Origin of the sequence: Pseudoalteromonas nanhaiensis, from assembly GCF_051235485.1 — a bacterium.
Classification (GTDB): domain Bacteria; phylum Pseudomonadota; class Gammaproteobacteria; order Enterobacterales; family Alteromonadaceae; genus Pseudoalteromonas; species Pseudoalteromonas lipolytica_C.
In genome coordinates this window covers 467,413-485,369 of record NZ_JBPNYQ010000001.1, presented here as the reverse complement: position 1 = coordinate 485,369, position 17,957 = coordinate 467,413, and the positions used below count along the sequence as shown (strand labels likewise).

General features: G+C 42.1%; 14 protein-coding genes and 1 tRNA gene. 6 read left to right on the top strand and 9 right to left on the bottom strand.

What is annotated here, in order from left to right; translation table 11 throughout:
* Positions 1-17 precede the first annotated feature (17 nt).
* A tRNA-Trp gene (locus ACSFVZ_RS02180) sits at positions 18-94 on the bottom strand.
* 464 nt (positions 95-558) lie between these two features.
* On the opposite strand from ACSFVZ_RS02180, the gene ACSFVZ_RS02175 reads away from it, so the two are divergent.
* The gene (locus ACSFVZ_RS02175) at positions 559-1,650 is read left to right on the top strand and encodes an NADH:flavin oxidoreductase/NADH oxidase (RefSeq protein WP_235383283.1); all 1,092 of its coding nucleotides are present in this window, start codon (positions 559-561) and stop codon (positions 1,648-1,650) included.
* Positions 1,651-2,130: 480 nt separating this feature from the next.
* Here the strand turns inward: ACSFVZ_RS02175 and guaA are convergent, their stop codons facing one another.
* Together guaA and guaB are read right to left on the bottom strand one after the other, a co-directional pair.
* Positions 2,131-3,708, bottom strand: coding sequence for a glutamine-hydrolyzing GMP synthase (gene guaA, locus ACSFVZ_RS02170; protein ID WP_135925945.1), 1,578 nt, complete (start codon positions 3,706-3,708; stop codon positions 2,131-2,133).
* Positions 3,709-3,808: 100 nt separating this feature from the next.
* Positions 3,809-5,278: an IMP dehydrogenase gene (gene guaB, locus ACSFVZ_RS02165; protein ID WP_235383282.1), complete on the bottom strand. Its 1,470-nt coding sequence runs from the start codon at positions 5,276-5,278 to the stop codon at positions 3,809-3,811.
* A 134-nt stretch (positions 5,279-5,412) separates the two neighbouring features.
* Here guaB and xseA point away from each other — a divergent pair, with 134 nt between their 5' ends.
* Positions 5,413-6,747: an exodeoxyribonuclease VII large subunit gene (xseA, locus tag ACSFVZ_RS02160; protein ID WP_138558358.1), complete on the top strand. Its 1,335-nt coding sequence runs from the start codon at positions 5,413-5,415 to the stop codon at positions 6,745-6,747.
* Between the two features lie 2 nt (positions 6,748-6,749).
* Here xseA and ACSFVZ_RS02155 read toward each other — a convergent pair whose 3' ends face one another.
* Both ACSFVZ_RS02155 and cysE read right to left on the bottom strand, forming a co-directional pair.
* Positions 6,750-7,331 (bottom strand): hypothetical protein, encoded by a 582-nt coding sequence (locus ACSFVZ_RS02155; protein ID WP_435557979.1) that lies wholly within the window; start codon positions 7,329-7,331, stop codon positions 6,750-6,752.
* A gap of 86 nt (positions 7,332-7,417) precedes the next feature.
* Positions 7,418-8,242 (bottom strand): serine O-acetyltransferase, encoded by an 825-nt coding sequence (cysE, locus tag ACSFVZ_RS02150; protein ID WP_135925949.1) that lies wholly within the window; start codon positions 8,240-8,242, stop codon positions 7,418-7,420.
* Between the two features lie 341 nt (positions 8,243-8,583).
* Between cysE and ACSFVZ_RS02145 the strand changes: the two genes are divergently transcribed.
* The 3 genes from ACSFVZ_RS02145 (at position 8,584) to ACSFVZ_RS02135 (ending at position 10,609) form a co-directional block, all read left to right on the top strand.
* Positions 8,584-8,985, top strand: a complete 402-nt coding sequence (locus ACSFVZ_RS02145) for a hypothetical protein (protein ID WP_435557978.1) — start codon at positions 8,584-8,586, stop codon at positions 8,983-8,985.
* 3 nt (positions 8,986-8,988) lie between these two features.
* The gene (locus ACSFVZ_RS02140; RefSeq protein WP_135925951.1) at positions 8,989-9,306 is read left to right on the top strand and encodes a helix-turn-helix transcriptional regulator; all 318 of its coding nucleotides are present in this window, start codon (positions 8,989-8,991) and stop codon (positions 9,304-9,306) included.
* Positions 9,307-9,652: 346 nt separating this feature from the next.
* Positions 9,653-10,609 carry a sensor domain-containing diguanylate cyclase gene (locus ACSFVZ_RS02135; RefSeq protein ID WP_135926309.1) on the top strand — a complete coding sequence of 319 codons (957 nt, stop codon included), beginning with the start codon at positions 9,653-9,655 and terminating at the stop codon, positions 10,607-10,609.
* A gap of 3 nt (positions 10,610-10,612) precedes the next feature.
* Here ACSFVZ_RS02135 and ACSFVZ_RS02130 read toward each other — a convergent pair whose 3' ends face one another.
* On the bottom strand, positions 10,613-13,498 hold the full coding sequence (locus ACSFVZ_RS02130) for a M16 family metallopeptidase (RefSeq protein ID WP_435557977.1): 2,886 nt from the start codon (positions 13,496-13,498) through the stop codon (positions 10,613-10,615).
* Between the two features lie 247 nt (positions 13,499-13,745).
* Here ACSFVZ_RS02130 and ACSFVZ_RS02125 point away from each other — a divergent pair, with 247 nt between their 5' ends.
* Positions 13,746-14,702 carry a methylenetetrahydrofolate reductase gene (locus ACSFVZ_RS02125; protein ID WP_138558361.1) on the top strand — a complete coding sequence of 319 codons (957 nt, stop codon included), beginning with the start codon at positions 13,746-13,748 and terminating at the stop codon, positions 14,700-14,702.
* On the opposite strand, the gene ACSFVZ_RS02120 is transcribed toward ACSFVZ_RS02125, so the two are convergent.
* The 3 genes from ACSFVZ_RS02120 to ACSFVZ_RS02110 all read right to left on the bottom strand — a co-directional run bounded on the left by ACSFVZ_RS02120 (position 14,699) and on the right by ACSFVZ_RS02110 (position 17,747).
* Entirely contained in the window at positions 14,699-15,667 is a 969-nt protein-coding gene (locus tag ACSFVZ_RS02120) for a sensor domain-containing diguanylate cyclase (RefSeq protein WP_435557976.1), read from the bottom strand. The two genes, ACSFVZ_RS02125 and ACSFVZ_RS02120, sit on opposite strands and share 4 nt — an antisense overlap.
* A 48-nt stretch (positions 15,668-15,715) precedes the next feature.
* Positions 15,716-16,951 carry a DEAD/DEAH box helicase gene (locus ACSFVZ_RS02115; RefSeq protein ID WP_253038337.1) on the bottom strand — a complete coding sequence of 412 codons (1,236 nt, stop codon included), beginning with the start codon at positions 16,949-16,951 and terminating at the stop codon, positions 15,716-15,718.
* A gap of 94 nt (positions 16,952-17,045) precedes the next feature.
* Positions 17,046-17,747, bottom strand: coding sequence for a DUF3581 domain-containing protein (locus ACSFVZ_RS02110; RefSeq protein WP_435557975.1), 702 nt, complete (start codon positions 17,745-17,747; stop codon positions 17,046-17,048).
* Positions 17,748-17,957 lie beyond the last annotated feature (210 nt).

Here is a 17,957-nt window from a genome sequence, read left to right as displayed (position 1 = left end):
AGTAAAGCAGGAAGAAATGGCAGGGGCGGAGAGATTCGAACTCCCAACCGTCGGTTTTGGAGACCGCTGTTCTACCAATTGGAACTACGCCCCTGCAATGACGACGAATTATATAGAGCTTTTTTCAAAGGTAAAGTAAAAAAACACAGTTTTTAGTTTAACTGCTTCTTAAATAAACAAAACGGCGAATTAGCATGCTAATTCGCCGTGTTGATTATTTTGCGACTCGTCGCTTTGAATATTGAAATGCACAAGGCATGAGAAAATAGGAAGCCATTAATTAACTAAAATTAAAGCCAATGTTACTTATTCGCAATTTATTGAGTACCAACAGTGACCGCCCTTGAAAAAGGAACATGTGATGACCACTTTAACCTTATGATTAATAGACACAGTAATCACATTTCATATTCATGCTATTCATAAATAACAACTGAATAAGCAAATACAAAAAATAGGTACCAGCAGGAGGGATTCAGCCTCCCCTACTTTGCTCAGAAAAATTGGGGGTGAGGCCATCCTATGGCATTCTGCTGAAAACAACATTGAGAGGTTAAAATGAGCCAATTATTTAGTGCCGCGAAGATCGGAGAGCTCAATCTTACAAACCACATAGTTATCGCACCAATGTGTCAATACTCCGCCGAATCTGGACAGGCTAGTTCCTGGCACCGCATGCACTATGGTTCGCTGGCAACGTCTGGCGCTGGGTTGCTAATTTTGGAGGCCACAGCTGTTGAACCTATTGGCCGTATTTCTGCGGGAGATTTAGGACTGTGGGATGACGCAACAGAAGCCGCATTAGACAGTGTTTTGTCTGATGTTCGCGCTTGGTCTCCCATTCGTATAGGTATTCAGCTTGGTCATGCCGGGCGAAAGGCTTCTTGTCATGTGCCATGGCAGGGAGGTCATAAATTGACGATGGATGAAGGTGGCTGGCAAACGGTTGCTCCTTCTGCGTTGGGCTTCAATGAGCAAGACGAAACGCCAGAGTCACTCGACTTAGCGGGTCTTGCGCGTATTAAACAAGCGTTTGTTGACAGCGCAATTCGTGCAGTACGTGTAGGAATTGATCTAATAGAAATCCATGCGGCGCATGGTTACCTACTCCACCAATTTCTTTCTCCACTAAGTAACCAAAGGCAGGACCAATATGGTGGTTCGCTAGAAAATCGCCTACGCTTTCCTCTTGAAGTATTTGAAGCTGTGCGTAAAGCCATCCCTTCTTCAGTCCCTGTTGGAGTTCGTCTCTCAGCAACTGACTGGGTTGATGACGGTTGGGATGTTGAGCAATCGATTGTGTTTGGTCAGCAACTAGAACAGCTGGGTTGTGACTATCTGCATGTTTCCAGTGGTGGGCTTTCGCCGCAGCAATCCATTGATGTAAAACCAGGGTATCAGCTTCCGTTTGCTAGTGCCATTCGCCAACAAGTTACAATACCGGTAATAGGTGTAGGCTTAATCACCGAGCCACAGCAGGCTGAAGAAGCGCTGAAACAAGGGGATGCCGATTTGGTTGCATTAGGTCGCTCTGTACTTTTTAATCCGCATTGGCCTTGGCAAGCTGCCGTTGCGCTAGGTGCTCAGGTTCAGGCTCCGCCTCAATATTTGCGTTCTGAACCACATGGCTCGAAAGGTACGCTTGTTTAACCTTAAATATTTAACAGGCTGACTACAACGCGCACAAAATTCAAACGGTGGGCTATCGATACTTCTCCATTTTCTTTGCGCCAAGATGGAAACTGTTATGAAGTATCTGCAGCTCACCAATAAAACTCGTACTGTGCCACATATTCTGTGTAATCGAAGACTAAATAGCTATTGGTGCTAACTCATTAACCGTCACATTTGTCACGAGAGTTTAAGCTTCATGGCTGACAAAAGTGTTAACAGGAAGACCTTGTCACTTAATCACAAACTCTTATCAGCACAAATGTGTGCTGTGTTCAGCCTCTTTGGTTGGCTATTTACTCAGATTTGGCACGCTTATGCAGAGTTAGAGCTGTTGTCGATTTCTGGATATGCTGATTTCTGAAAACCTACAGTCATTATCCCTATAAAAAATGCCAGTCAGAAAACTGACTGGCATTTTTATTGGCTTGAGGCTTTATGCGCTATTGCTAGCCAGCCCTACTCCCATTCGATTGTTGCCGGTGGCTTACCTGAAATATCGTAAACAACACGTGAGATACCATCGATTTCGTTGATGATACGGTTAGAAACCACACCTAAGAACTCATAAGGTAAGTGTGACCAACGTGCCGTCATAAAGTCGATTGTTTCAACACAACGCAGTGATACAACCCAGTCGTATTTACGCGCATCACCCATTACACCTACCGATTTAACTGGTAAGAATACAGTGAATGCTTGGCTTACTTTATGGTAAAGCTCAGCTTTGTGTAGCTCTTCGATGAAGATAGCATCTGCGCGACGTAGTAAGTCACAGTACTCTTTCTTGATTTCACCAAGAACACGAACACCTAAACCAGGACCCGGGAATGGGTGACGGTAAAGCATGTCGTAAGGTAGACCAAGCTCAAGGCCAATTTTACGTACTTCATCTTTGAATAGCTCACGTAATGGCTCTACAAGACCCATTTCCATGTCGTCTGGTAAACCACCTACGTTGTGGTGAGATTTGATTACGTGTGCTTTGCCTGTTGCTGATGCAGCAGATTCGATTACGTCTGGGTAGATAGTACCTTGACCTAACCATTTAGCGCTTTTCAGCTTTTTAGCTTGCTCGTCAAATACTTTAATGAAAGTATGACCAATCGCTTTACGCTTATCTTCTGGGTCTGACTTGCCAGCTAAGTCTGCTAAGAATTGATCTTCAGCATCGACTTTAACAATGTTTAGGCCAAACTTGTTGCCAAACATGTCCATAACTTGCTGACCTTCGTTTAAACGAAGTAGACCGTTATCAACGAATACACACGTTAGCTTGTCGCCGATTGCACGGTGAATAAGCATAGCAACAACAGATGAATCAACACCACCTGATAAGCCTAAGATAACTTCGTCATCACCCACAGTTTCTTTAATACGCTCGATAGCATCATCGATGATTTTAGCTGGTGTCCATAGCTTTTCGCAGCCACAGATATCAATTGCAAAACGCTCAAGTAAACGTTGACCTTGATGAGTGTGAGTTACTTCTGGGTGGAACTGTACGCCGTAGAAACGCTTTTCTTCCCAAGACATTGCAGCATGTGGACATGTTGATGTTTTAGCAGTAGTTTTGAAAGTATCTGGAATTTCCATTACTTTATCGCCGTGGCTCATCCAAACGTCTAGTACGCCAGCACCGCCGTCAGTAATGTGGTCTTCGATAGCATCGAATAACGCACAGTTACCTACTTTCTCAACTTGCGCATAACCAAACTCTTTCTTATCAGAGCTGTGTACGCTACCACCCAGTTGCGTTGCCATTGTTTGCATACCGTAACAGATACCAAGTACTGGAACGCCTGCGTTGAATACATACTCAGGAGCACGTGGGCTGTTTTCAAGTGTTGTAGACTCAGGGCCACCCGACAAAATAATACCTTGTGGATTAAATTCGCGGATTTGCTCTTCAGTTACATCCCATGCCCATAGCTCACAGTAAACACCAATCTCACGTATACGACGTGCGATTAACTGTGTGTATTGCGAACCAAAATCTAAAATGAGAATTCGTGAATCGTGAATGTCTTTGCTCATGGAGTATCTCGTTAGTCAGGAACTGCTCCCAAAAAGGGAGATGATCAATAAATTAGGGCTAGCAAATGCTAGCCCATGTAATTTCAATACCTTAAGGTAATTAACCTAAGCGGTAGTTTGGCGCTTCTTTGGTAATTTGCACGTCGTGAACGTGTGACTCACCCATACCAGCTGAAGTAACGCGAACAAATTGAGGTTTAGTATTTAACTCTTCAATTGTTGCACAGCCCGTTAAGCCCATTGCGCTGCGAAGACCGCCCACCTGTTGGTGAATAATTGTCGCGATAGGACCTTTATAAGCAACACGGCCTTCGATACCTTCAGGAACAAGCTTGTCTGCTTCGTTCGATTTTTGGAAGTAACGGTCTGATGAACCTTCTTTTTGGTTCATAGCGCCAAGGCTACCCATACCACGGTAAGACTTGTAGTAACGACCTTGGTATAGCTCAACTTCACCCGGAGCTTCTTCAGTACCCGCTAACATTGAACCCACCATTACACATGATGCACCGGCAACAAGTGCTTTTACGATGTCACCAGAGAAACGAATACCACCGTCAGCGATAACAGGAATATCGCGGCCTTTTAAGCCTTCAACTGCGTCAGAAATAGCCGTAATTTGTGGTACACCACAACCTGTTACGATACGAGTAGTACAAATAGAACCAGGGCCAATACCTACCTTAACAGCGTCAACACCTGCATCAGCAAGGGCAATCGCACCTTCAGCTGTTGCAACGTTACCTGCTACGATTTGTAAATCTGGGTATGTTTGACGTGTTTGAGCAACACGGTCGATTACACCTTGTGAGTGGCCATGTGATGTATCGATAAGTAATACGTCAACACCCGCTTCAACAAGGGCTGCGATACGCTCGTCAGTACCAGGACCAACACCAACAGCGGCACCTACACGAAGACGACCTTGCTCATCTTTACATGCGTGTGGCTTGTCTTGTGCTTTTTGGTAATCTTTTACAGTGATCATGCCTTTTAATTTAAATGCATCATCAACAACAAGAATTTTTTCGATACGGTGCTCGTGCATTAGACCTAAAATCTCATCACGGTCTGCACCTTCTTTTACAGTAACTAACGATTCTTTTTTCGTCATTACTGTAGAAACTGGCTGTTCAAGCTTAGTTTCAAAACGCATATCACGGCTTGTAACAATACCTACAAGGTTATTGTCAGCATCGGTTACAGGGAAACCTGAAAAACCTTTTTCTTCTGAAAGCGCGATAGCATCAGCAATTGTAAGATCCGCAGTCACAGTAACAGGGAAAGAAACAATACCTGCTTCGTACGTTTTTACTTTGCGTACGTTTTTAGCTTGCTCTTCAATTGTCATGTTTTTGTGGATGAAACCTAACCCGCCTTCTTGCGCTAAAGCAATCGCTAAGCGAGCTTCTGTAACAGTATCCATAGATGCTGAAACTAGCGGCAAGTTAAGATTGATACCACGCGTTAAACGAGTTGAAATATTTGCCGTGTGTGGCAAAACAGTAGAATGACCTGGTACTAAAAGTACGTCGTCAAAGGTAAGAGCTTCTTTAGCGATTCTTAGCATAGTGCAACTTCTCACATGTGGATCTGAGTATAAGGAATTGCGGCCAAATTTTATCAGCGTTGTCGGCACGAGTAAATAAAATTATTCATTTATTTGTGTTAAAGTACACACAGATTTTTTTACTGGGGTTTTTAATGGCTTTCACGCAATCAACACAGCCTGTTTATACAGTCTCGCGACTAAATAAAGAAATTCGTCATGTTTTAGAGCAAGGCTTTTCGTCGCTGGTATTAAACGGCGAAATTTCTAACTTTATTGCCCCAGCCTCAGGACATTGGTACTTCACTTTAAAAGACGACCGAGCACAAGTAAAAGCAGCGATGTGGCGTGGCAATAATCGCGGTCAAACGTTCCGCCCGAGCAATGGTGCACAAGTGACCGTTCGCGCTCGCGTGTCATTGTATGAGCCCCGCGGTGATTATCAGCTGATTGTTGAACACATGGCCCCTGCCGGTGAAGGCTTATTAAAACAAGAATTTGACGCCCTTAAAATGCGCTTAGCTGCAGAAGGTCTATTTAGCTCAGCCCACAAAAAGCCATTACCAACCAATATAAATCGTGTTGGGGTGATCACCTCTGCCACAGGGGCTGCTATTCGCGATATTCTTACTGTATTAAAACGCCGCGCTCCGCAGCTTGAAGTCGTGATTTACCCAGCAATGGTGCAAGGTGCAGATGCCCATAGCCAACTAATAGAAAAAATAAACATCGCCAACCAGCGTAACGAAGTAGATGTTCTTATATTAGGTCGCGGTGGTGGCTCACTCGAAGATTTGTGGTGCTTTAACCATGAGCAATTGGCTCGTGCCATTTTTGCAAGTCACTTACCCATCGTTAGCGCCGTTGGTCACGAGGTCGATACCACGATTAGTGATTATGTCGCCGATATTCGCGCAGCCACTCCTTCAGCTGCTGCGGAGCTTGTTAGCCCAAACAGCGAAGAGCTGCACAACAAAGTTAAGCAGTTAGTTAGACACTTAAATCATGCCTTTAAACATTCATTGGCAGTAAAACGCAGTACCGCAACGCAATTTGAGCACCGCTTACAGCTTTGTCATCCGCGTAATCAACTCAATCAACAAGCGCAAAAATTAGATGAGCTAAGTTTAGCCTTACACGGCGCGATGAATAGTAAAATTCAGCGATATGAGCGAGTACTTGCTAACTTAACACCACGCTTAATGCAACGTTCTCCTGAAAAGCAGTTAGCTAAGAGCGAGCATCAGCTGGCGCAATTACATGCTAGGCTTACACAGGCAATGCAACAACAGCTTTCAGGTTCTCGAAACAAGCTTTCATTACAGGCGAGTCGTTTAGATTCTGTGAGCCCGCTCAGTGTGTTGGCGCGTGGTTACAGCATTACTAAAAACCAACAAGGTGGGGTGGTGAAATCGGTTAACGATGTAAGTTCTGGTGAGCTTATAACTACTGAACTTGCCGATGGTCAACTGCAATCAAAAGTTGTATAAAATTACTCCGTGCTTGCAATAATGGTTAGGCTATCGTCACTTGAGGTGGTGGAAGTAAATTTAAATTGCTTCCACCAGCTTTGCTCCACCATTTTATCGGTCATGTTACGCCAATAATGGCTTGGCAACTCATCAACCCCCTCTGGTTGCAGCAGTTTAAACTGACAAACTGAGCTTTTGCATCTAGAGATACTCAATTCTGGCTGCACGGGTAAGTCTGCCATAATTAAAAAGTCGCTCATGGCTGTTTCAATTTGGTAAGCCCACGCCTCATCTCGAGATTGCTCTTCTAATAAAGTATAAAGATCCTCTAGATGTGAGTTGATTTGCTGCGGAGGTATCGCACTTGAACGGTAACTGGCAATCACCGCTTGTTGGTTTTCGACTTGTAACTTCAGCTCTGCGACTTGTTGCTCAAGCTCGCTTTTGCTAACAGCTACTGAATTAACTTCAGCGACTTGTTTTTTAATAACAGGCGCTACAGCAGTGGCTTGCTGCTCAGGGGCTTCCATTGTTTGCATTTCAACAAATTCTTGCTGATAAGTTTGCGGCTGATGCTGTGGGTCAGGTTGAAAAAATGACATGGTTACAGCGCCACAAATAAATGACGCTATAACAGCTAATCCAAAAGATAATTTAGACAATTCCATTGCACTTTATTGGTGTAAAACTACAACATAGCACTGGTGTGCGATGCATTACTAGCGGTAGTCGTACCATCATCTAAAAAGTTTTGGTTCATGCTTTCTGCTGGGCAAGGGCAGCTTGGTTTACCCACAACTTTAGCTGGTACACCAACAACCGTAGTGTGTGCTGGAACCGCACTCAGCACCACAGAATTGGCACCAATACGCGCCCCCTCACCTACTTCGATGTTACCCAGTACTTTTGCACCCGCGCCAATTAATACGCCGGCACGAATTTTAGGGTGGCGATCACCTTGCTCGTTACCTGTACCACCTAAGGTTACTGATTGAAGAATCGATACGTTATCTTCGATAACCGCTGTTTCACCAATTACAATCCCAGTTGCATGGTCAAACATAATACCATGGCCAACTTTACAAGCAGGATGGATATCAACGCCAAAAACCTCTGAGGTTCTACTTTGAATGAAGCGAGCAAGCTCTTTTCGGTTTTGTTGCCATAAGCAGTTTGCGAGTCGATGAGCCTGAATTGCATGGAAGCCTTTTAAATTAAGAATGACAGTTAAGTAACTATCGGCTGCAGGGTCGCGATCTTTAACTGCTTTTATGTCATGAGCAACATGCGTTAGCATTAAGTCACATTTAACAAAGGCTTGGTCGAATAATTCACGAATAGTAAACGCCGAAACCACCGCATCAGCGAGTTTATTAGCAACAATAAAACTCAGCGCTGAACCTAAACATTCATGATTTAACACACACGAATAAACGTGACTTGCTAAAAGCGGTTCACGGGAAACGACTTCGTTTGCTTCTTCACGGAGCTTTTGCCAAATTTCATGACGCATAATATTGCCTTTCTGGTTGTACCTAACTGCTAAGGCTTAAGTTTAACGGATTTGTAGCAAGATGTACTAACCCGTTGTTTATTTGTTCTGGTTATATCTAATAACCAGAGTAGCAAAACCACTTTTTGCTCATTTTAAGGGAGTTTTAAGGCTATCTCATATGACAGAAGCAAACTCAGAGCTGAAGCCAACAGTTAAATTAAACTTCTTATATTTCAATAACAAAACAGATATGACATCTTACCTGTCATATGCCAAAATAGGCACTGGCATATCGCTGACGGCGTAAAAAACAAAAATAATCATTAAATTTACATCATCAACTTAACAAGGAAACGATGATGAAAAACGACGTACTAAACTCACATAAACTAGGTTATAAATTTTACTTTCAAGATGGTGATAACCAAATCGCATGCTTTGGTCACATCATGAGCGGTAAAGAACAAATATATGTAAACGACGAATTGGTTAGTGAAAAGCGCAGCTTCGGCTTTAAAAGTCATCACGACTTTAACTACCAAGATACTGCTTATGCTGTCGATTTTGAGATGCAAAATATACTCACAGGCAAGCTTGAATGTTCGTTTTACAAAGCTGGTAAATTAGTAAAACAAAGCACACAAACCGCGCTTAATGATAACCCAAAACAAGTGGCTATGGTTACCTTAGGCTGTTTTATTGGTGGTGCAATATTTGGTTACGCAGTCGTTACTTTCATTGAACCGTTTCTTGGGAAGTAACTGATGCAGCTGAATCCCAATACAATCAAGACGCTTAGACTTAAATTCGATTGGACGCAGCAGCAATTGGCCGATGCCTGTGATGTAAGCCTACGTACCATTCAGCGAGTTGAAAAAGAAGGTGCGGCATCAAAAGAAACCACCATGAGCCTATGCGCTGTGTTTGAAGTACGCCAAGGTGAGCTAATTAAACTCGATGACGATGTATCTGAACAAAGCGCAACACACGCAGTGAGTAAGCAAAATCTCGCTGCAATCGTAGCGGCTTCTTCGTTTATTAGTTTTGCTCTTGGTATGGCGACGGTATTAGTTATTTTTTAGGAGCAGCCAATGACCAAGGAACAACGTGGCTATGCAACACTTATAGCCTTCATGAAAGTAGCAATATTGTGTGGCATTGCCGTGAAAATTGCCTCTTTATTTTAATAAGTTCTCTGTCAGAGTTGAGCCTCGGGCTTGATTCTGACACGAAGCTGCATCCCAAAACGACGTAATTTTCTAAAATACGTTTTGCCACCTTCCTCGCTATTATCAGACGTATCCATATATTCTTAAAAAGCAGCAGCACAGAAAAGCTAGCCATTTAGGATTATTTTTTACGACCATAACAGTGAAAACTTATCATTTGTTGCTAATCTTACATAAGTGGTATTGGCTGGGTAATAATGTGGTTGAGTCAAAAGAATTCTTAAAATTAATACTCGATAGCATCTCTGAGCATATCGTAGTTATCAATGAACTAGGTGATATCATCTTTGTTAATCGCAGTTGGCAGACTTTTGGCCAAGATAATAATTGCAGTTGTGACGTGCAGTGGCGCCAACAAAACTATTTAGCAATTTGTGAATCAGCTGCAAAACAAGGTGATGAATTTGGTATAAAAGCACTCGCAGGTCTACAAAAAGTCATCAACAGTCAACAGCAAGAATACTATTTAGAATACCCTTGCCACAGTGATACTGAAAGCCGCTGGTTTTTGATGCGTGCAGTACCACTAGAATATCAATCACAGCGCTATGTCGTTATTAGCCACTTAAACATTACTGAAAGAATGCGAGCAGAACAGCAATTAAAAATGCTCGCTCACATTGACGGCCTTACACAACTTGCGAATCGTCGCCATTTCGACAATTTCTTTGAACAAGAATGGAGTCGCTGTTTACGTTTAAAACAGCCCATTTCTATTGCCATGATTGATCTTGACCATTTCAAGTTGCTTAATGATAACTTTGGCCATTTAGTCGGCGATATTTGCTTAAAAAGTCTAGCAAACTTGCTTACACAATTTGCCCGCAGACCCAGTGATTTATGTGCAAGATACGGGGGAGAAGAATTTGTATTAGTTTTGGGTAACACACATAGCGAGCAGGCCTATCAACTACTCTCTCGGTTTATGACGCAATTAACCGAGCTACATATTGAAGAGTTGCATAATCAACAACTAACCGTAAGTATTGGTTTAGCAACTTTAGTGCCTGGTTTTTTAGACAATGCGACCACGTTAATTGACATGGCTGACAAAGCGCTTTATCAAGCAAAAGAAACAGGTCGAAACAAGCTAGTTGTTGCACAAACACAAACTGACATTGTGAGCAAAATGCCCCTAACTAGGGGCATTGAATAGCGGTTATTGGAATACCTTTTCAACATCAAGTACGCTGATATTTTTTGCAGGTATCGCAAGTTTATAGTCAGCAATCAGTTTGTCTTCAGCAACAAGCTCTGCTGGTTTTTCAGCGTTATACACCATAGGTGATGTTTGCTCTGAGGCTAGGCGTTTTTGCATGTCTTTGCCATCACCGGTAATAAACACATAGTGAATATTCTCAGTTTGCAGGTTATCGCGAATAACACGGTTAACATCATCAAGGGTTAGCTTTTCAAGCTTGCCGCGCACATAGTCAACAAAGCTCTCAGTGTTGTAGAACTCACTATCAAGCGCATAGCCTAATTGGCGATCTTGGCTTGCAACCATTTGTGGCACAAAGTTAATTAAGAAGTTACGAGTCGCTTCAAAATCTTCTTTGCTGATGCCATTTTTAATTAGCTTATCAAGCTCAAATAACGCTGTACGCGTTGCAAAGTGCGCATCGTTGTTAGAACGAAGCGGACGTAACCATACTTGGAAAATTTGCTCTGAACGACCTAAATTAGCATCAGGTTTTGTTTGGAACATACCACGCGGGAAGTACTCAATATACGCGTAGTCACCATAGTTCATACCACGTGTTTGACGAATGCGCTGATACAAGAAGCTGTTTGAGCTGCGGTGTTCGCCAAAGTAAGAGCGAACTAACCAAAGCGCTGTCCAGTCATCGCTGCTACGAATAGTATCGATTGGGAAACCAAATGATACAGCGGTAGATTGCGCTGATTTTTCAACAATAGTCGCATGATGACCCTTTAGCGCTGGTGCATCTGGGATCATTAAGCGGCTTTCTTTACCTTGTGGAAGCGATGTTAAATCTTTCATCATTGCTGATTTAACTTCACTTGGAATAGCACCAATTAAACCAACCGTTAATTTTGATTGAGTAAACTGCTTAGCATAAAACGCTTTCACATCGTCAAGTGTCAACGCTTCAAGGTCTGATAAATCACCATAGTTATAGCTTTCGTATGGGTGACCTTTATAAAGCTGATGATAAAGCACTTCTTTACCTAACTCTTCCTCATTTGATGCTTTAAGGCCTGCTTTAATGCTATCGATAAGCTCTTTTTTCAGACGCTTGAAATCATCTTCTCTAAAGCCAGGGTTTAACATCTGATCGCTAACAAGTGCATACCACTTCGCTGCATTGTCTTTGTGCACACGACCACGTAGTGAAATCATTTCTTTATCGATTTGATACCCAAAGCTTCCCGCCAATGGGTATAAGGCTTTTTGAATATCTTTATAGCTCATAGTTTCTGAGCCACCTTGCGCTAACATCGCAGCAGTGAGTGCAGCTAAACCTTTTTTCCCTTGTGGATCAGCTGCTGCACCGGTATTAAATAACCAGTTAACATCAACTAAAGGTGAGCTATTGGTTTTATCAAGTACTTTAAAGTGACGTTCTGTTGGGGCTTGTTCAATACTTGCAACCAGCGCGTTTAAATCAACCTCTTGTTCAAAACCAGCCACTTTATCAAGCGCCGACATTGTCACAGTAGTGCGGCTTGAATCAACAAAATACTTGTTTGCTACCGCTTTGATATCTTCAGGAGTGATGCTATCAGCAATTGCGTACAGTTGGTTAATAACCTCAGGGTCGCGCTCAAAATGCATGTAGCTTGCAAGCGTTGACGCAATTGACTGCGATGAATCAAGACCATTAATAAAGCTGTATTTTAGGTTTGATTTCAAATCCGCTAACTTTTGTGCATCAACTAACTCAGTACGTGCTTGTGCATAAGTACGGTTAATCGCATCACGGGCTTTAGCAAGGTCCGCTTCGTTTTCGACTTTTACAAACACATGTAATAAACCCGGATCTTTAGTATCTGGGTTATAGGTAAACATTTGACTAGCAATTTGTTTATCAACAACAAGCTCTTGATAAAGTGCCGAGTTGTTAGAGAAATAAAGCTGCGAGATTAAATCAAGGGCTGCACGGTCTTTTTGGGTAGGATCCCATGCCGTGCCTTTATAAGACACAAGCAACCAGTGACCTGGTAAACCATCATTTTTTTCATGTACATATTTTGCAGCTTGTTGTTTTGGCTCAACAGGAATATCTGCTTGGTAATCGCCCTTTTTCCAGTTACCCCAATGCTTTTTCACCATTGCCATGGTTTCTTGTGGATCAACATCACCAACAATGACTAAAGATACATACTCAGGTTTATAAAATTTAGCGAAGAACTCTTTACCATATGCCATTTGATCAGGCATAGCTTCAATGTCTTCAAAAAAGCCCATCGTGGTATGCTTATACGTGTGCTTCTCGAATGCTTCGTTACGAACAGCAGAAAGTAACTTGCGAATTGGGCTGGCATTATTCTTTAGATACTCACCTTTAACAGTAAGCGCTTCAGTGCGGAACTGTTCTTCACTGTATGTGAGGTTTTGGAAAATATCGGCTTCGATTTCGAGTACTTTGTCTAAGTGCTCTTTTGAAAAGTTTAAGTGATAGTTAGTGTAATCGTTGGTCGTGTACGCGCGATTATCAACACCTGAATTCTTTAAAATATCTGAATACACATCTTGCGGGAATTTTTCAGAGCCTTTAAACATCATATGCTCAAAGAAGTGTGCAAAACCGGTTTTACCTGCTTCAACTTCGTTACGTGAACCTACCGATACCGGAATTTGCAGTGAAACTACATCTGGGTAATCGGTTTTTACCACCATCACGCGAAGGCCATTATCAAGCTCTTCTAAAAGGTAGTCTTGGCTGAATACACGACTATCGTCTTGGCTTGCTAGCTGCTCAATTTCGACTTCTTTAACCATAGTTGACTGTGAATTACTCGCGCAGCCACTTAGTGCTAGCGTTACAGCAACACTGGTTGCTAGTAATCTAAATTTCATAATGTTCCCTTGTTAGTTATTTTTTTCATGATCATTGCTGATTGATTATGCATCAAAGTGCCAGAAAATATGAGAGCCAGTGCAATAATTTATGTAAACAGGTGTGTCAATTTAGCGAAACGCTCGGCTTTCAATATGAGTAAAATTCATAGTCATTGAAAAACTTTCATGAAAAAAATCTATCTAGACGTCTAAATGGCTGCTATATTGTTTGTCATAGACATGAGCACGAGCTGGAATGAGGATTATGGCTTTATCACTACAAGAGAAAATTGAAGACACCAATCAAGGCGTCTACCTAATTGGTACTACACCACCAAAATCAGGCACAGATAAAGCCACATTAGAAACTATTGCGCAGAAGCTTCTTGGTCGTTTACACGAAATTGAATACGATGGTGTAATCATTTATGACATTCAAGATGAAAGCAGCCGTACAGCGATTCCGCGCCCTTTCCCATTCAAAGAGACTGTCGACCCGCGTGAGTATTCTAAGTTATTACGTAACTTATCTCAGCAAGATGTTATCACCTATAAAAGTGTTGCCCAGCGTGGCGAAGCTGAATTTACCGAATGGCTAAACGAAACTCGTAATGAGTTTGAGTTAAAAAACTTAGTGCTAGTCGGTAGTCCATCATCTGATGGTGATATCAAATTAAGCCTACCTGATGCATACAAAACCTTAGCAGAGCAAGATAGTGATGTATTTTTAGGTGGTGTTACGATTGCTGAGCGCCATGCGAGCAAGCGAAATGAGCATGAAAGACTACTTAAAAAAACACAGCAAGGCTGTCAATTTTTTATTTCGCAAGCCGTCTATAATGCCCAAGCGACAATCGACTTGATCACCAGTTATGCTCGTAGCTGTAAAGCACAAGGCTCAATACCAAAACGCATTATTTTAACGTTTACCCCTTGTGGTGGTGAAAAAACTTTAGAGTTTATGGAATGGTTGGGTATTTCTGTACCTGAGGCAACTAAGTACCGTATGCTCGATGCTGCAAATACTTTAAGCGAATCAGTGCGCATCTGCCGTGAAAATCTCGACTTAATTTTACAAAGCTGCGCACATTTAGATGTACCGCTAGGTTTAAATATTGAGAGCTTAACTAACCGTAAAGAAGAAATTGATGCATCAATCAATCTTTACCGTTTACTAAAAGCAATCATGGAATTAAACCTAGCTGAGAAGCAAATAGCTTAGCGTGCCGCCTTCGAGGCTTGCTTTTTCTCATACATATCTTCATCTGCCCGCTTTAATAGCTCAGCAAAGTTTTCTTTTGGCTGAGCTATTACCCCTGAACCAATACTTAAGCTCGTGACAGGAATGCCCCGCTTCTCTAAATTTATCTGAAAAGCGGTATTAAGCTTATCAGCGATACTGTCTATGCAATCACCGGGCTGAACTTGCAATAAGGCAATAAACTCATCACCGCCTAAGCGACCGATAATATCGGTTTCACGTAGGCATTCTTTCATGGTGTCGGCTAAACAAATCAGTGCGAGATCGCCCACTTCATGGCCATACGTATCATTGAGTGGTTTAAAGCTATTTATATCGATAAATAAACAACTAATATCAAAACCAAGACGCTTCGATATATTCAATTTATGTTGGCAAAGTAGGTCTATTGCACGGCGGTTATAAATATTAGTGAGTGAATCAAGCATGGCAATTTCACGCATCTGTGTGAAGTTGTCTAAAAGCGCAAGGTCATCTTCGACCATATCGCGAAGCTGTTCTATCAATTCTAAAAAGCTCTGTTGATAATGGGTTTGTTTAAAATCCATTACGCAAAAAGTACCAAACGGGTCACCACTTGGCCAGCTAATAGGCACCCCAAGATAAGACTCAAAGCCATCTTTTACTAGCGGGCAGTCATCCCATTGCTGGTCTTGACTAGCATGATCAACATACAGCGGTGCCATGTCACGCAGTACTTTTTTACAGAAAATATTATCGTCAGCACTTAACTCGGCCCCCGCCTCATAGGGGTTTTCTTGCTGCTCACTGGAGACGATAATGCGATAAACATTATCAGTTTTGTGGACTATAAAGCCCGCGGGTGCAGAAAACAGCTCAGTCATGAGATCTATTGTTTTCTGCCACTTTGCTAAGGAGAATTGCTTATCAGCGCGGCGAAACGTCCATTTATTCTCTTCTAACATACTAAACTCTCATCTTTAGCCAGAGGATAGTATAAATATACGCCAAATTTAGGAACGTCTCCTACTTTTTTGCCCTAAAATACGTTTTTTATCGCGGGAACGTCGTGCTTTATTCGTATTTTTACGAACCTGTTTTGGCTCTTTTGTTAAGTCCGGCTCATAACCTGGTAACCACTGCGGCGTGAGCCTTGTGTCGAGCAATATATCTATCTCGTCCAGTAACCACTGCTCATCTATGCTAACTAATGACATCGCAACGCCTTTTTCGCCTGCACGCCCTGTGCGACCAATGCGATGTACGTAATCCTCAGCTACATAAGGCAACTCATAGTTAATCACATACTTTAGTGAAGCAATATCAAGACCACGCGCCGCAACATCCGTTGCTACCAGCACCCTTGTTGCACCTGATTTAAAGTTTTGTAGTGCTTTATCACGCGCTCCTTGGCTTTTATCACCATGGATAGACTCTGTTTTTAAGCCATCTTTACACATTTCTTTAGCGAGCAAATCAGCTGTTTGTTTAGTGCGAGTGAAGATCAGTACTTGCTGCCAATTTTTCATGCCAATCATATGAGAAACTAACTCTCGCTTACGATCTTCATCAACTGCATAAACTAGCTGCTCAATTTCAACCGCAGCTGAGTTACGCTTATTCACTTCAACTAATTTAGGATCATTCAATAACTGCTTACTGAGTTTAAAAACACTGTCATCAAATGTGGCTGAAAAAAGTAAGGTTTGGCGCTCTTTTGGCACATGACGCAAAATGCGTTTAATCTCATCAATAAAACCCATATCAAGCATGCGATCAGCTTCATCAAATACCAAGGTGCTAATACTTGAGAGTTTAATACTGCCTTTGATCAGGTGATCAAGTAAGCGCCCTGGTGTTGCAACTACAACCTGCGCCCCTTTAATGGCTTTAATTTGCGGACCAATACTAGCCCCGCCATAAGCAAGCGCGGCTTTGATATCAGTGTGCGCAGCGTAGCGCTCTACGCTTGCAAAAACTTGTTGGGCAAGTTCGCGGGTTGGCGTAAGAATAAGCACTTTGACGGCACTTGGTAGCGCTTCTAAGGACAATAGCTTATCTAATAAAGGCAAAACAAATGCTGCTGTTTTACCAGTACCCGTTTGTGCGCTGCCCATTACATCAGCACCAGCCAAAATAAGAGGAATAGTTTGCGCTTGAATAGCCGTTGGGGTGTGATAATTTTCGGCTTGCAATGCTTCTAAAAGCGCTGGTGCAAGATTTAACTCTGAAAAGGTCGCTGCTGACATGATATGAGGTACGTTTACTATAAAAGCGCTATTGTACGCTTAACACAATAAACAAAAAAGGCGCAATTAGCGCCTTTTCTATCAACCGAAAAAATCACACTGGTTTTAATGATTCTTTGCGCTGATTGTAAAAACTAATTAAATCATCAACGGTTGCTTGGCAATAGTCACGAATGCCAGAAACAAGCATGTGCTTTTCACCTGAACCTACTTTCTCGCCATTTTCTAACAAGTTGAAGCGGAGCGTAATTTTGCCGCGCTTACCTGAAAATTCAAAATCAGGCTCAGCAAACTGCAGTTCAGGTGAGCTGATATCTAGGCGGTCAAGGTTGATTAGCATTGACTCGTAAATCACCATTGGGCGCGCGGGGTTAATCATCACGTCTTGCTTACCCATTAGTGGAATGATCACATGCGGGAAAGTGGTGCCAGAAAACTCAACATAATTTTTAATTAAGCTATTTGTTAACTCAGTGCACTGGCTAACAGCCCCTTCTCGTTTCACTTTTAGCATGACTTTTTCGCCATCAGTAATAGCAAACTCATCAGCACCTTCAGGGAAAGTGAGCTTTGAATTTTCATCAACCATACCAGCAAATGTGAATTCCATTTTTTCACTTATGCCATAACGGTTTAAAACCAGCGAAAAAAGTAAATCGCCCGGTACACAAAACTTTTTAGCGTCTTTATCGTGTAATGGATTGAAATCATCAGCCACTAACTTGGCGAAACGACAGCCTTGCTCACGCGAGATTGAAACATAATCAGCATGTTGCTGATAATAAGGACTTAACATATTTGTTCACTGCTTAAACTACTTATAACCTGCCTATACTACCAGAAAAAAAATAAAGAGAGGTCGAATCTGTTAAAATTAAGCAAAGTTACTGATAATAATAACGCAAATTTTAGCACTGCAACATTGTATCAATTTGTAGCAAGTGATTAACAAATCCATGCGAATAATAAAGACTTCCCCTCACAAGCCTGTAGTGAAAAACTATTA

Coding starts and splice junctions, on each gene's coding strand:
- ACSFVZ_RS02175 (WP_235383283.1), top strand. CDS start 559: ATGAGCCAATTATTTAGTGCCGCGAAGATCGGAGAGCTCAATCTTACA.
- guaA (WP_135925945.1), bottom strand. CDS start 3,708: ATGAGCAAAGACATTCACGATTCACGAATTCTCATTTTAGATTTTGGT.
- guaB (WP_235383282.1), bottom strand. CDS start 5,278: ATGCTAAGAATCGCTAAAGAAGCTCTTACCTTTGACGACGTACTTTTA.
- xseA (WP_138558358.1), top strand. CDS start 5,413: ATGGCTTTCACGCAATCAACACAGCCTGTTTATACAGTCTCGCGACTA.
- ACSFVZ_RS02155 (WP_435557979.1), bottom strand. CDS start 7,331: ATGTCATTTTTTCAACCTGACCCACAGCATCAGCCGCAAACTTATCAG.
- cysE (WP_135925949.1), bottom strand. CDS start 8,242: ATGCGTCATGAAATTTGGCAAAAGCTCCGTGAAGAAGCAAACGAAGTC.
- ACSFVZ_RS02145 (WP_435557978.1), top strand. CDS start 8,584: ATGAAAAACGACGTACTAAACTCACATAAACTAGGTTATAAATTTTAC.
- ACSFVZ_RS02140 (WP_135925951.1), top strand. CDS start 8,989: ATGCAGCTGAATCCCAATACAATCAAGACGCTTAGACTTAAATTCGAT.
- ACSFVZ_RS02130 (WP_435557977.1), bottom strand. CDS start 13,498: ATGAAATTTAGATTACTAGCAACCAGTGTTGCTGTAACGCTAGCACTA.
- ACSFVZ_RS02125 (WP_138558361.1), top strand. CDS start 13,746: ATGGCTTTATCACTACAAGAGAAAATTGAAGACACCAATCAAGGCGTC.
- ACSFVZ_RS02120 (WP_435557976.1), bottom strand. CDS start 15,667: ATGTTAGAAGAGAATAAATGGACGTTTCGCCGCGCTGATAAGCAATTC.
- ACSFVZ_RS02115 (WP_253038337.1), bottom strand. CDS start 16,951: ATGTCAGCAGCGACCTTTTCAGAGTTAAATCTTGCACCAGCGCTTTTA.
- ACSFVZ_RS02110 (WP_435557975.1), bottom strand. CDS start 17,747: ATGTTAAGTCCTTATTATCAGCAACATGCTGATTATGTTTCAATCTCG.